Raw genomic sequence first — 12,430 nt, 5'->3', positions numbered from 1 at the left:
GATTTATGACGATATCCGCCGAAAACGCCGAGACGCTGGCCTTGAATGCGCTGGGTTGGCTGGCCGGCAATGACGATTTGCTGCCGGTTTTTCTGGGTTCGACCGGCGCATCGATCGAAGATCTGCGTGATCGTGCCGCGGAACCCGAATTCCTGGTGTCGGTGCTCGAGTTTCTGATGCTTGACGATTCGTGGGTCATGGCGTTCTGTGACGACAAATCCTTGCCCTATGACAGTCCGGGGCAGGCCCGGATGGCCCTGGCGGGCAGGGCCGATGTTCACTGGACGTGACCGGGCCTGAATCTGGAGAAAACGACATGCAGATCGAAGCCCTGGTGTTCGACAAGGACGGAACCCTGTTCGACTTTGCGGCCACCTGGGGCGCGTTCGGCGCGGCAGTTCTGCGGCGGCTGAGCGGAGGCGACGACGCGCGTGCCGCGCAGCTGGGTGAGGCAATCGGATTTGATCCGGTGTGCGGAACCTATGCGCCCGACAGCATCGTGATCGCGGGCACGATCGACGAGATCGTGGATGTGCTGGCCCCGCAACTGCCCGAATGGTCGCGGGCCGGTCTGATCGAGATGCTCAATGCCGAATCCGCAGGCGCGACGCAGGTCGAGGCGGTCGCCCTGGCCCCATTTCTGCGCGGTCTGAAACAGGCCGGCAAAAGGCTGGGGATTGCCACGAATGACGGTGAAATGCCGGCACGCGAACACCTGGCGTCGGTCGGGGTCGGTGACCTGTTCGACTTCGTCGCAGGCTATGACAGCGGCCACGGCTTCAAGCCCGCTCCGGGCCAGTTGCTGGCCTTTGCCGAGCATGTCGGCATCGCGCCGTCGCAGACCGCCATGGTTGGTGACAGCCTGCACGACATGCAGGCCGGTCGGGCGGCCGGCATGACGACGATCGGTGTGCTGACGGGCATGGCCTCGGCGCAGGACCTGGCGCCTCTGGCCGATGTGGTTCTGCCGGATATCGGCCACATTCCGGCCTGGTTGGGGATCTGATCGGAACGGTCGCCAAAAAATCGGCGCTTCATGATTTGAAACCGACAACCTCTGTCGCAGACAGAGCGGCCCGACGGCCGACTTCGGGGCTTGCTTGAGAAAAGCCATCGCCGGAGGACCACATGGCCGACACCAGGACACAGAGGCGCCGCAGCGGCGGGCGCGCAGGTGCCGCCGCCCGCAGGGGCGCCGCCGTCATCGACCAGATGCCGTGGAACCCGCCGATCAATATCGACCACCCCACCGAGCCGCTGCCGCCCGAGGGGGTCGAAGCCATCCATGACGGCGCGATGCGCATTCTCGAGGAAATCGGGATCCAGTTTCTGAACGAAGAGGCCATCGCGATCTTCCGCGAGGCCGGCTGCACGGTCGACGGCGACATCGTGCGGATGGGCCGCGACTTCGTGATGGAGATGGTCGGCAAGGCGCCATCCACCTTCACCATCACGCCACGCAACCCGGACCACACGATCGAGATCGGCGGCAAACGGCTGCTGTTCGGAAACGTCTCCTCGCCGCCCAACTACTGGGACATGGAGATTGGCAAGAAGGTGCCCGGCAATCGCGAGATGTGCCGGAACCTGTTGAAGCTGACGCAGTATTTCAACTGCATCCACTTCGCCGGCGGCTATCCGGTCGAGCCGGTGGACATCCACGCCAGCGTACGGCACCTGGACGTGCTGTATGACAAGCTGACCCTGACCGACAAGGCCATGCACGCTTATTCGCTGGGCAAGGAGCGGGTCGAGGACGTGATGGAGATGGTCCGCATCGCCGGCGGCCTGAGCCACGAGGCGTTCGAGGCGACGCCCCGGATGTACACCAACATCAACTCGACCTCGCCCCTGAAACATGACCACCCGATGATCGACGGCTGCCTGCGGCTGGCGCGACGGGGACAGGCGATCGTGGTGACGCCGTTCACGCTGGCCGGGGCGATGGCGCCGGTCACGCTGGCCGGTGCGGTGGCGCAGTCGCTGGCCGAGGCTCTGAGCGCGATCGCCCTGTTCCAGTATGTCCGCCCCGGCATACCCTGCGTGATCGGCACCTTCACGTCGAATGTCGACATGAAGTCCGGGGCACCGGCCTTCGGCACGCCGGAATACATGCGCGCGACGCAGATGACCGGCCAGATGGCGCGGTTCTACGGTTTGCCGTTGCGGTCGTCGGGGGTATGCGCCGCCAATGTCCCGGACGGGCAGGCGATCTGGGAGACCTCGAATTCGCTGTGGGCGGCGGTTCAATCGGGGACCAACATGGTCTATCACGCCGCCGGCTGGCTTGAGGGCGGACTGATCGCAAGCCCCGAAAAATTCATCATGGATTGCGAGATCCTGCAGCAGATCCAGCGCTACATGCAGCCCGAACTGTGCGCCACGGGCCCGGAAGAAATCGCACTGGATGCGATCCGGTCGGTCGGCAACGATGGTCACTTCTTCGGCATCCAGCACACGCAGGACCGCTATACCACGGCCTTCTATCAGCCGTTCCTGAGCGACTGGAAGAACTATGAAGGCTGGGAGGTCGCGGGCGGCATCTGGACCGCCGAGCGCGCACACCTGCTGTTCAAGGAGATCATCGGCAGTTTCGACGCACCGTCTATGGATGCGGCCATCCGCGAGGAGCTGGCCGATTTCGTGGCCCGACGCAAAGCCGAGGGCGGGGCGCCGACGGATTTTTGATCACCCTGCAGTCGTATCAGGGTGAGATTACTTTGCATTTGCAGAAACTTGGCCGCGCGGATTCGACGTTTGTTAAGATTTCTGGGCTGTGATCGGACTCATACCAAGTCTGAGGCTGTTCATGCACGGATTGATAAACAAGGCCATTCAGTCGTTTGTCTGTGCGACCTACGGGCGCGAGTGCTGGCTGCGCGCCACCGAGGTGGCCGAGCTCGGCTTCGTCGAGTTCGAGGCCATGCTGGTCTATGACCGCGACAAATCCTATCGCCTGCTCGATGCGCTGTGCGCCGAGTTGAAGCGCCCGCGTGACGAATTTCTCGAGGATCTGGGCACCTATCTCGTGTCTCACCCCAATATGGAGGGGCTGCGGCGTCTGTTGCGGTTTGGCGGCGTAACCTACGTGGAATTCCTGCATTCGCTGGACGATCTGTCGGATCGGGTGCGCCTGGCGGTGGCCGATCTGACGTTGCCCGCTCTGGAACTGATCGAGTGTTCGCCGAACGAGTTCGAACTGCATTGTCATCCCGGGTTGGACGGCTATTCCAGCGTCATGACCGGCCTTCTGAGGGCGATGGCCGATGACTACGGCGCGCTGGTGTTTCTGACGCGCACCGGTACGAATGACAAGGGAATCGACATCATTTCCATGACCCTTGTCGAAAGCGCATTCGCCGAGGGCCGAAACTTCGATCTGGGGGCACGAAGCTGATGTTGAATCACGATCAACTGGGGGAATTGCTGGGAACCTTGTGCCCCATGTTCGTCCTGCTGGATGGCGACGGAACCATCCGCCAGGCCGGGCCGACCCTGCAAAAACTGCGCTCTGACCGGCCAATGCCGGGGCGCGCCTTCCTGGACGTTTTCGATCTGGTTCGCCCCCGGTCCATCACGTCGTTCCGCGACCTGATGGCAAGCGACAGTGTGAAACTGTCGGTGAAATTCCGCGACGAACCGCGAACGGCGCTCAAGGGGCTTGTCTCGCCGTTGCCGGATGGCGGGGCGGTCATCAACCTGTCGTTCGGAATTTCGATCCTGGACGCGGTCCGCGACTATGCGCTGACAAGCGCGGATTTTTCCGGCACCGATCTGGCAATCGAACTGCTCTACCTGGTCGAAGCGAAATCGGCCGCCATGGAGGCGTCACGGTCTCTGAACCTGCGGTTGCAGGGCGCGATGCTGGCGGCCGAGGAACAGGCCTATACCGACACGTTGACCGGTCTCAAGAACCGGCGGGCGATGGACCACATTCTTGAACATCTCGTGTCCAGCAAGGCGACCTTTGCGCTGATGCACCTGGACCTTGATTTCTTCAAGGCCGTGAATGACGAACTGGGGCATGCGGCCGGCGACCATGTTCTGAGCGAAGCTGCGCGCATCATGCTGGAAGAAACCCGCAACGACGATACGGTGGCCCGCATCGGCGGGGACGAGTTCGTGCTGATCTTTCGCGGCCTGTCCGACCGAGACGTCCTGCAGCGCATCGCGGAGCGGCTTATTTCACGGCTTCAACAGCCGATGGACTATCAGGGCCAGACCTGCGCCATTTCCGCAAGTATCGGCACCGCGCTCAGCGCGCAGATCCCGTCGATGGATCCGGCCGACATTCTCAACGCAGCGGATGTGGCCCTGTACGAAGCCAAGCGCAGCGGCCGGGGCTGTCACCGCTTCTATTGCGAGCAGGAAAAGGCCGGGCACTGAGCGCCGCCGGCTTCACCGCGTGACCGCGGCCTCCAAGACCGTGGCAATGCGGTGTTTGACGGCACCCAGTTCACCGACGACCGGCAATTGCAGCCCCCGGAAACCCGCGCGAGCCAGCTCGGTCGGCACATCGTCCAGAACATGCCCGCCCGTGCAGGCAAAGAACGGCAGGCACAGCGCGGTTTCGCGGGCGCCGCGGGCGGCTTCGGATATTGACGGTGCCTCTTCGACAAAGCCTGTTCGGACCGAGTGGAACGGCACCAACCCGGCCAGTTTGTCTGCAAAGCTGTTGGCAACAAGCGACGGGTTGCGGCTGCGGCCGGACCCGTGCGCAGCGATCACCAGGTCCGTTTCGACCGCGCGCCAGCCGCGCTGGTCCAACTGCTCGGACAGGGCGGTGGCCACGATCCGGGGCAAGTCCGAGTCGGTTCCCAGCGGGTCGAGTATCCGCACATTGTGGCCGTCCACACGTTTGGGCAGGGCGCTGGTCACGAACCAGCCCTTCGCCATGAACAGCGGATAGATCACCGCTGCGCCGGCCAGGCCTTCCAGAACCTGCTCCAGCGCCCCCGGCGCGGCCAGCGTGGCCGAAGTCACGCGGACCCGGTCCGTCAACTGGTCGATTTCGTCGGCAAGCCGCGCCAAGGCCGCCTCGGCCGGGGCCGGGTCCGAGGGTTGCCCGTGGGCGACGATGACGGCGTTCAGCATTGCGGTCTCCTGTCTTCCTCGGGGATATGTGCGGCGCGCGATGCCGAAGTCAATCCGGCCTCAACCCAGAACCGTCAGCCACATCCAGACCGTCAGGATCGACGCCGCGGTTCCGATCAGCACGGACGAGGCGGCAACGCGTTTTGCACGGCCATAGATGTTGGCAAAGATGTAGGCGTTGAACCCCGGTGCCATCGCCGCGTTCAGAACGCCCGAGCGGAACAGGTCCTGCGGCAGGGCGGTCGCGGTTCCGAACAGCCAGACGAGGCTGGGATGCAGGATCAGCGACACGCAGCAGACATAACCGATGGTCCGCAGATCGCCCTCGGGCCGGTACATGACCAGCACGCCGCCCAGCGCGAACAGCGCGCCGGGCAGGGCGGCGCGGGTGATCAGCCCCAGCGCCTCGTCCACGACGGCCGGGATGGCCAGGCCGGTCAGGTTCACGATGAACCCAAGCGCGATGCCCAGGATGAGGGCGTTCTTGAACATCGCCGACAGGACGGACCGGACCATGCGCAGGCCACCATGGCCGCGATTGCGGATGAACTCCATGACCGTAATGCCGACGCAGTAGCAGAACGGCGAATGGAAGGCGATGATGGCATAGTTGCCGGTCAGGTTGTCCGGGCCATAGGCGCGCTCGGTGATCGGCAGGCCCAGCAGGACCGAGTTCGAGAACAGGCAGCAGAAGCCGATCGCCACGCAGTCCTCCCAGCCGCGCCCAAAGATGAACCGGGCGCCCAGCATGCCCGCGATAAAGCACAGACACGCGGCCGAGTAGAAACTGCCCAGCAATCGTGGGTCGAAGCTGGCGCTCAGGTCCAGATGGGCGATGGCCAGAAACAGCAGGCACGGGATTGCAAAGCCCTGGGTGAATTTCATCAACCCTTCGACATGGCTTTCCCTGAAATAGCCCAGGCGGGTCGCGGCATATCCGGCCCCGATGACCAGGAAGACCGGCAGAATGACGTCGATCAGGCTTTGCAGCATGTCACGGTTCGCCTCGGTTCGTTCCGCGCCGTGCCTGTCGCGACGGGGTTGGTCATGCGCCCGGCAAGGGCTGTTCGATCACCAATCCGTCATGGGCGGGGGTTACATGGTCGGGGGTTTCCCTGTCGACCGTGGCATAGTCCAGATCGATGTGCATGTTGGTCAGGATCGCCCGCTTGGGTTGCAGCCGTTCGATCCAGCCCAGGGTTTTGTCCAGATGGGCATGGGTCGGATGCGGGCTGCGGCGCAGAGCATCGATCACCAGGCAGTCCAGGCCCTCCAACTCGGGCCAGGCCTCGTCATAGATCTCGGCCACGTCCGGCAGATAGGCCAGATCCCCGATCCGGAACCCCAACGCGTCGATCGAGCCATGGTTGACCGTGAAGGGCCGGAACGGGATCGGCCCGCCGGGTCCGTCAACGGCGAACGGGCCATCGATGGTCTTGAGGTCGAGGATCGGCGGGTACGGAGACCCTTCGGGCTGGATGAAGGCATAGCCGAACCGCCCGAGCAGCGCGTTCTGCGTGTCGCCGTCGGCCCAGACGCGGACGCGGCTGCGCATGTTGAACACGATCATGCGCAGATCGTCGATGCCATGCACATGGTCGGCGTGCGAGTGGGTATAGACCACACCGTCCAGCCGCCCGGTGCCGGTATCCAGCAGCTGGCTGCGCATGTCGGGCGAGGTGTCTATCAGCACCGATGTGGTGCCATCCGGCCCGTCGCGTTCGACCAGCATCGAGCAGCGGCGGCGGCGGTTGCGCGGGTTTTCGGGATCGCATTCGCCCCAGTGTCCGCCCAGGCGCGGCACCCCGCCGGACGAGCCGCAACCAAGGATGGTGCAGCGCAGCGTGGTCATGCGGCGGCCTCGTGGGCGGCGGCCTTGGTGAACAGACGGTCGAAATTGGCCTGGGTCCGGGCCGCGAAATCGGCATAGTCCAGCGCGAACAGTTCCGCGCCGACGCGGGCGGTGTGGGCGGTGAAGGCCGGTTCGTTGCGTTTGCCGCGATGCGGCGGCGGGGCCAGATAGGGGGCGTCGGTTTCGACCAGAATTCGATCGATGGGCGCGGCGGCGAAGATGTCGCGCAACTCGTGGCTTTTGGGAAAGGCCGCGATGCCCGACATCGACAGGTAGAACCCCAGGTCCAGCGCCGCCCGGGCCAGCTCGGCCGAGGAGGAAAAGCAATGCATCACGCAGGAATAGGGCGCGTTGCGGAACTCGGCGCCCAGAATGTCGGCAATGTCGGCATCGGCCGCGCGGGCGTGGATGATCAGCGGCAGCCCGGTGCGCTGGGCGGCCTCGATATGGATGCGCAGCGACTGTTTCTGAACCTCGGCGCTGTCGGCGGTATAGTGGTAATCCAGCCCGGTTTCGCCGATGCCCACGAATTTCGGGTGCGCGGCCAGCGCGACCAGATCATCGACGGTGGCCATCGGCTCTTCGGCGGCGCTCATGGGGTGGGTGCCGGCGGCATAGAACACCGGGGCATGCGCCTCGGCGATGGCGCGTACGGTCGGTTCGTTGCGCAGGCGGGTGCAGATCGTGACCATGCGGGTCACGCCGGCCTGTTGCGCGCGCGTGATGATCTCGTCCAACTGGCCCTCGAAATCGGGAAAATCCAGGTGGCAGTGGCTGTCGGTGATCGCGGGTGGGGGGCTGGTGTCGTTCATCTGCTCTGGCCGGCGGAGTCCTGTATCTTGAACACCGTATCTAGGACCAGAGCGGCAGGGTCAAGGTTGACTGCCTGGCCGTGACGGGCCCGCGCGGATATGGCCGCGGCAACCTCGGCCCACCGGCGGGCCATCTGCGGCGAGTTCGACAGCCGCCGGAGCGTTTCCGGCTCGTCCGGTGCGGCCTCGGGGCTGGGGGGCATGCCGGTTGCGCCGGTCAGGGCCAGGCGCGACAGGGCGATGTCGATCAGGTTCAGCAGCAGGTCGAACCGGTCCGCCGCTCCGCGCTGCGCGGAAGCCTCGGCCAGGGCCAGGGCGCGTTGCCGGTCCAGCCGGGGGAGGGTGCCCAGAATGCCGATCAGTTCGGCATAGATGTCCAGTCCGCCCAGGTTCAGCAGCCGGATGGCCTCGCCGACCGAGCCCGCCGCCAGCGCGGCCAGATGGTCGGGATTGGGTGGCAGGTCGGCCCCGGCCTGGGCCAGCGCCGCCTGCATGTCGGGCGGCGACAGCGGCGACAGGCGCAGAGTCCGGCACCGCGACCGGATCGTGGGCAGCAGCCGCGAGGGCTGGTGCGAGACCAGCAGCAGCGTGGTGCGGGCCGGCGGCTCTTCGAGCATCTTCAGCAGGGCATTCGCCGCGGTGACGTTCATGTCGTCGGCGGTGTCGACGATCACGACACGGCGTCCGCCATCCGTGGCGGACAGCCCGAAAAAGCGGCCGAGCTTTCGGATGTCCTCGGCCACGATTTCGTTGCGCATCTTGTCCTTTTCGTTCACCGAGCGGGTCACGACCGCAAGCCCGGGTTCGGCCCCGGCCAGCATGCGGTGGGCCACCGGATGATCGGGCGAAACGTCAAGCGACGTTGGGGCCGGAGGGGCTTCGAACAGCCCGTCCTCCTGCGGGGCAGGGGTCGCCAGAAGGAACCGGGCGATGCGCCAGGCCAGCGTCGCCTTGCCCACGCCGCGCGGCCCGGTCAGAAGCCAGCCGTGATGCAGCCGCCCCGAGGCGAAGGCCGACAGGAACTCGCCTTCGGCCGCGTCCTGACCGAACACTTGCTGCGTCTGACGCGGGTGCGGCGCGCCGGGCACCTGATCCGGGGGAAGAATATCGTCGGTCATGTCTGTTGCAGGGGGCGCAGGGTCTGATGCACGATCTCCGCCACGTCGCGGGCCACGCTGTCGACGTCGCGGTTGCCGTCGATGACGCGGAACCGGTTCGGAAACTCTTTGGCAAGATCCAGGAACCCCTTGCGCATCCGGCGTTGCAGGTCGGGGCCGAAATCCTCGAACCGCTCTTCCGCGCCCTGCCGGCCCTTGGCCCGGGCCAGGCCGGTGTCGGGGTCCATGTCGATCAGCAGGGTCAGATCGGGTTCGCGCCGGATCATCAAAGCGTGCAACTGGTCCACCAGCGCGCGCAGATCGCCGCGCGACAGGCCCTGATACATCCGGGTGCTATCCGCGAACCGGTCGCAGATCACGATCTTGCCGGCCGCCAGCGCCGGCTCGATGGTGCGCTCCAGATGGTCGCGGCGGGCGGCGGTGAACAGCAGGATCTCGGTTTCCGCCGACCAGCGGTCGGGGTCGCCCTCGAGCACCAGTCGACGGATCTCCTCGGCGCCGGGCGAGCCGCCGGGTTCGCGGGTCAGCACCACGTCATGGCCTGCGGCGCGCAGGGTTTCCGCCAGCAGACGTGCCTGGGTGGATTTGCCCGATCCGTCGATCCCCTCGAAGGTCAGGAACAGCCTGCGCCCGCTCACATCGACTCCAGCGGGGAATTGAGAACATCCTTCAGCACGATGCCGCCCACCGTCATCAGACGCACAACGAACCCGCCCAGCGGCACGTCCTGGGCCGCATAGAGCGGGCGGCGGATCTCGGGCAGGCCTTCGGGCTTGACCACCAGTTCCGCCAGTTGCTGGCCTTTCCGGATCGGGGCGTTCACCGGCCCCTGGTAGACCACCTCGGCCGGAACGTTCTGGTCGCCCAGCACCGGGAACAGCAGCGTCAGGTCGCCCTCGGGCACCAGGCCAACGGTCTTCTGGGCGCCCATCCAGACCTTGGCCTGGGCTATCGGCGTCTCGGCGGTGGCAACTTTCCTCTCGACAAAATTTCGAAACGACCAGTTAACGACGGCCTCGGCCTCCTCTGCGCGGCGGGCGGTGCTTTCCAGCCCGGACAGAACGAAGATCACCCGCCGGTCGCCCTGCCGGGCCGACCCGACAAGGCCATAGCCGGCCTCTTGCGTGTGGCCGGTCTTAAGCCCGTCGGCACCGATGTCGAGCTTGAGCAGCGGGTTGCGGTTGTTCACGTTCGACGGGGCGCGGCCGTCGAATTCAAAGGTTTCCTCGGCGAACAGCGGGTAATATTCCGGGAAATCGGTGATCAGGCGGTCCGCAAGGATGGCCAGATCCTTGACTGACATCATGTGACCGGCCGCGGGCCAGCCGTTGGAATTGGCGAAGGTCGAGTTGGTCATGCCCAGCTGCTTGGCGCGCTGGGTCATGTAGCGGGCAAATCCCGCCTCGGTTCCGTCCGGGCTGAGCGCCTCGGCAATGACCACGCAGGCATCGTTGCCCGACAGCACGATGATGCCCCGCAGCAGGTCTTCGACCCGGACACGGTCCTGCGTGTTCAGGAACATGGTCGACCCGCCATAGCTCATGGCGTGTTCCGACACCGGCAGTTTTTCATCCAGCGTCAGGCGGCCGTCGCGCAGCGCCTCGAACGCCACATACAGCGTCATCAGCTTGGACATCGACGCCGGCGGCAGCGGCTCGTCGGCATTCTTGGCCAGCAGAACCGTCCCCGTGGTCTGGTCCATCACATAGGCCGCCCGCGCCGAGGTGTCGAAGGCCAGGGCAGGCAGCGCCGCCAGCATCAGGCCGAGGGCAAGAATGAGGGTTCGAATCAAAGTCGGCATCTTGGGCCTCCCTGTTTATTTCGCGGCGATGAAGGCGTCGGAGAACCCGAGATCCTTCATGTCGCTGAGGATTGCGCGGCGTTCGGCCCGCGTGGCAGCCGGCCCCACGAGAACCCGCCAGACCTGTTTGTCGCCCGACGTCACTTGTTGGACCTGCGCCGACAGGCCGTTCTTGCTGACCTTGTCGGCGGCGGCCTTGGCATTGCCCTCTTCGCTGAACGTTCCGATCTGCACGAAGGGCTTCGTCAGGTTTGAACCGGTCGGCGCCGTCTCGGCTTTGGCCGGTGTGGGGTCGGACGCTTCAATCGCGGCGGCGGCGCCGGAAATCGGGTCCAGCGGCGTCTGCGTGATTTCATCCTTGGGCTTTTTCTGCCACCATTTCCGCTTGGCGGGTTTCTCGGCCGGCGGGGTCACGACGGGGTCGGCCAGGGTGGCCGTTGCGCCGGAGTCGGCGGTCGTCTGCTGGGGCGCCGTCGCGGCAACGGCCGCAGCGCCCGCCGCCACGCCGGCTGCTGCACCGGTCGCCGCGGTTTCGTCGGGTTCCTTCTTTTGCCACCATTTCCGCTTGGCGGGCTTGTCTTCCGTCGCAGTGGTTGCCTCCGCGTCGGTCTTGTCGGGCGTCTCGCCCGTGGTGGCGCTGACTGTGGCGTCCGCGGCGACATCACCGGCCGGTTCCGCCTCGGGTGCCGGGGGTTCGACCGCCTCGCGGCGCAGCGCCACCACGGTCAGGCGCGTCGGCGCGCCGGCCAGCATCCCGAGTTTTTCGGCCGCTGCCGAGGATACCTGCAACGCCGGACCGGGCAGGTTCCGCTCGCGACGGAACAGCGCGCCCGAGACCGACTTGTCATTGGCCGTGTTCGTGATTTTGACCCGTTCGGGTTGGGCCACGTCGGGGTGGGCCACCCAGACGCCCCCCAATGACGGCCGCCCGTCCCACAGGCCCGCCTCGGTCACTTGAAAAACGTCCGGTGCTTCGACGTCGCGTTGCGAGGAGGCTGCAATTTCCGGAAGAAGCTCGGTTGCTCCGCCGTTTTGCTGTCCATCGGGCTTCGGCTTGCTGGACTGGCCGCCAGCTAACAGCGCCTCATCACAACCGCTCAACACCATCAAAGCCACGATCACACCAGACGCCGTCCACCGACCAAAGCGTGTCTGTGTAGCAGTTTCCATGTTTTGCGTTCCCTTGCCTGTATGGCCGGGTTGGACCCCGTCCAAGCCGCCGCCGCCTGGTTCTGATGCCAGTATGCCGCAGCCGTCTCGCGCGGATCATAGCCCGCGCATACCGGCAAGAAAAGACAGAGGAACCGGCCTCGGCAAGAAATCCCTCTTTTTGCTTGCCACGACCGGGTCTTGGCCTTAGACCGCTGCCTGCGCCGGGGAGGTGGCAGAGTGGTCGAATGCGGCGGTCTTGAAAACCGTTGGGCGTGAGAGCGTCCCCAGGGTTCGAATCCCTGTCTCCCCGCCACTTGCCCCCGCGAAAGCGTTCTCCCGATCCGGCTGCGGCCGGATTTTCTCGTTGAATTCGAGGGTTATGCGGAAGGGGCTATTCACCTTACCCGGCGCGAGATGGCCAGAATTGGTCTCTCCGGGCCGATATTCTCTGAACCTGATGACTGCGCGGATTTGGTGAATTTTCCGTAAGCTACTGATTTAACTCGAAAATATGTAATGCAACCTGAACACTTCGCTGCGGGTGGCAACCGGCGAGAACCGACCGAGATCGGACGTTCGCCAGCGTCCCGACAGGTGTAGA

General features: G+C 65.2%; 13 protein-coding genes and 1 tRNA gene. 6 read left to right on the top strand and 8 right to left on the bottom strand.

The features are described 5' to 3' along the window. Positions 1–5 precede the first annotated feature (5 nt). From F3H26_RS15015 to F3H26_RS14995, 5 genes are all read left to right on the top strand, one after another. The gene (locus F3H26_RS15015; RefSeq protein ID WP_149776827.1) at positions 6–290 is read left to right on the top strand and encodes a DUF3572 domain-containing protein; all 285 of its coding nucleotides are present in this window, start codon (positions 6–8) and stop codon (positions 288–290) included. Between the two features lie 26 nt (positions 291–316). After that, positions 317–1,006: an HAD family hydrolase gene (locus tag F3H26_RS15010; RefSeq protein WP_149776826.1), complete on the top strand. Its 690-nt coding sequence runs from the start codon at positions 317–319 to the stop codon at positions 1,004–1,006. Positions 1,007–1,128: 122 nt separating this feature from the next. Beyond that, complete coding sequence (locus F3H26_RS15005; RefSeq protein WP_149776825.1) at positions 1,129–2,688, top strand: trimethylamine methyltransferase family protein; 1,560 nt, start codon at positions 1,129–1,131, stop codon at positions 2,686–2,688. A gap of 121 nt (positions 2,689–2,809) precedes the next feature. Continuing rightward, entirely contained in the window at positions 2,810–3,397 is a 588-nt protein-coding gene (locus tag F3H26_RS15000) for a heme NO-binding domain-containing protein (RefSeq protein WP_149776824.1), read from the top strand. Continuing rightward, positions 3,397–4,386 carry a GGDEF domain-containing protein gene (locus F3H26_RS14995; RefSeq protein ID WP_149776823.1) on the top strand — a complete coding sequence of 330 codons (990 nt, stop codon included), beginning with the start codon at positions 3,397–3,399 and terminating at the stop codon, positions 4,384–4,386. The genes F3H26_RS15000 and F3H26_RS14995 overlap by 1 nt, the downstream gene beginning before the upstream one ends. 12 nt (positions 4,387–4,398) lie before the next feature. Here the strand turns inward: F3H26_RS14995 and F3H26_RS14990 are convergent, their stop codons facing one another. Genes F3H26_RS14990 through F3H26_RS14955 form a run of 8 tightly spaced genes read right to left on the bottom strand, consistent with a single transcriptional unit; the run spans position 4,399 to position 11,892 of the window. Further along, positions 4,399–5,094 (bottom strand): CbiX/SirB N-terminal domain-containing protein, encoded by a 696-nt coding sequence (locus F3H26_RS14990; RefSeq protein WP_149776822.1) that lies wholly within the window; start codon positions 5,092–5,094, stop codon positions 4,399–4,401. A 60-nt stretch (positions 5,095–5,154) separates the two neighbouring features. Continuing rightward, positions 5,155–6,087: an AEC family transporter gene (locus tag F3H26_RS14985; RefSeq protein ID WP_149776821.1), complete on the bottom strand. Its 933-nt coding sequence runs from the start codon at positions 6,085–6,087 to the stop codon at positions 5,155–5,157. 52 nt (positions 6,088–6,139) lie between these two features. After that, a complete protein-coding gene (locus F3H26_RS14980) occupies positions 6,140–6,946 on the bottom strand; it encodes an MBL fold metallo-hydrolase (protein ID WP_149776820.1) in 807 nt (268 codons plus the stop codon). Next, a complete protein-coding gene (locus F3H26_RS14975; RefSeq protein ID WP_149776819.1) occupies positions 6,943–7,758 on the bottom strand; it encodes a TatD family hydrolase in 816 nt (271 codons plus the stop codon). Before F3H26_RS14975 ends, F3H26_RS14980 begins: the two co-directional genes overlap by 4 nt. Continuing rightward, the gene (locus tag F3H26_RS14970) at positions 7,755–8,876 is read right to left on the bottom strand and encodes a DNA polymerase III subunit delta' (RefSeq protein ID WP_149776818.1); all 1,122 of its coding nucleotides are present in this window, start codon (positions 8,874–8,876) and stop codon (positions 7,755–7,757) included. Before F3H26_RS14970 ends, F3H26_RS14975 begins: the two co-directional genes overlap by 4 nt. Then, on the bottom strand, positions 8,873–9,514 hold the full coding sequence (gene tmk / locus F3H26_RS14965; RefSeq protein WP_149776817.1) for a dTMP kinase: 642 nt from the start codon (positions 9,512–9,514) through the stop codon (positions 8,873–8,875). Before tmk ends, F3H26_RS14970 begins: the two co-directional genes overlap by 4 nt. After that, on the bottom strand, positions 9,511–10,677 hold the full coding sequence (locus tag F3H26_RS14960; RefSeq protein WP_149776816.1) for a D-alanyl-D-alanine carboxypeptidase family protein: 1,167 nt from the start codon (positions 10,675–10,677) through the stop codon (positions 9,511–9,513). Before F3H26_RS14960 ends, tmk begins: the two co-directional genes overlap by 4 nt. A 15-nt stretch (positions 10,678–10,692) precedes the next feature. Then, positions 10,693–11,892, bottom strand: coding sequence for an SPOR domain-containing protein (locus F3H26_RS14955; RefSeq protein WP_394349780.1), 1,200 nt, complete (start codon positions 11,890–11,892; stop codon positions 10,693–10,695). Positions 11,893–12,052: 160 nt separating this feature from the next. Between F3H26_RS14955 and F3H26_RS14950 the strand changes: the two genes are divergently transcribed. Further along, positions 12,053–12,142, top strand: a tRNA-Ser gene (locus F3H26_RS14950). Positions 12,143–12,430: the final 288 nt, after the last annotated feature.

The organism is Ruegeria intermedia, from assembly GCF_900129345.1.
Classification (GTDB): Bacteria; Pseudomonadota; Alphaproteobacteria; order Rhodobacterales; family Rhodobacteraceae; genus Ruegeria; species Ruegeria intermedia.
Note: the sequence above shows the minus strand (reverse complement) of the source record. Positions and strands in the feature narration are given on the sequence as shown.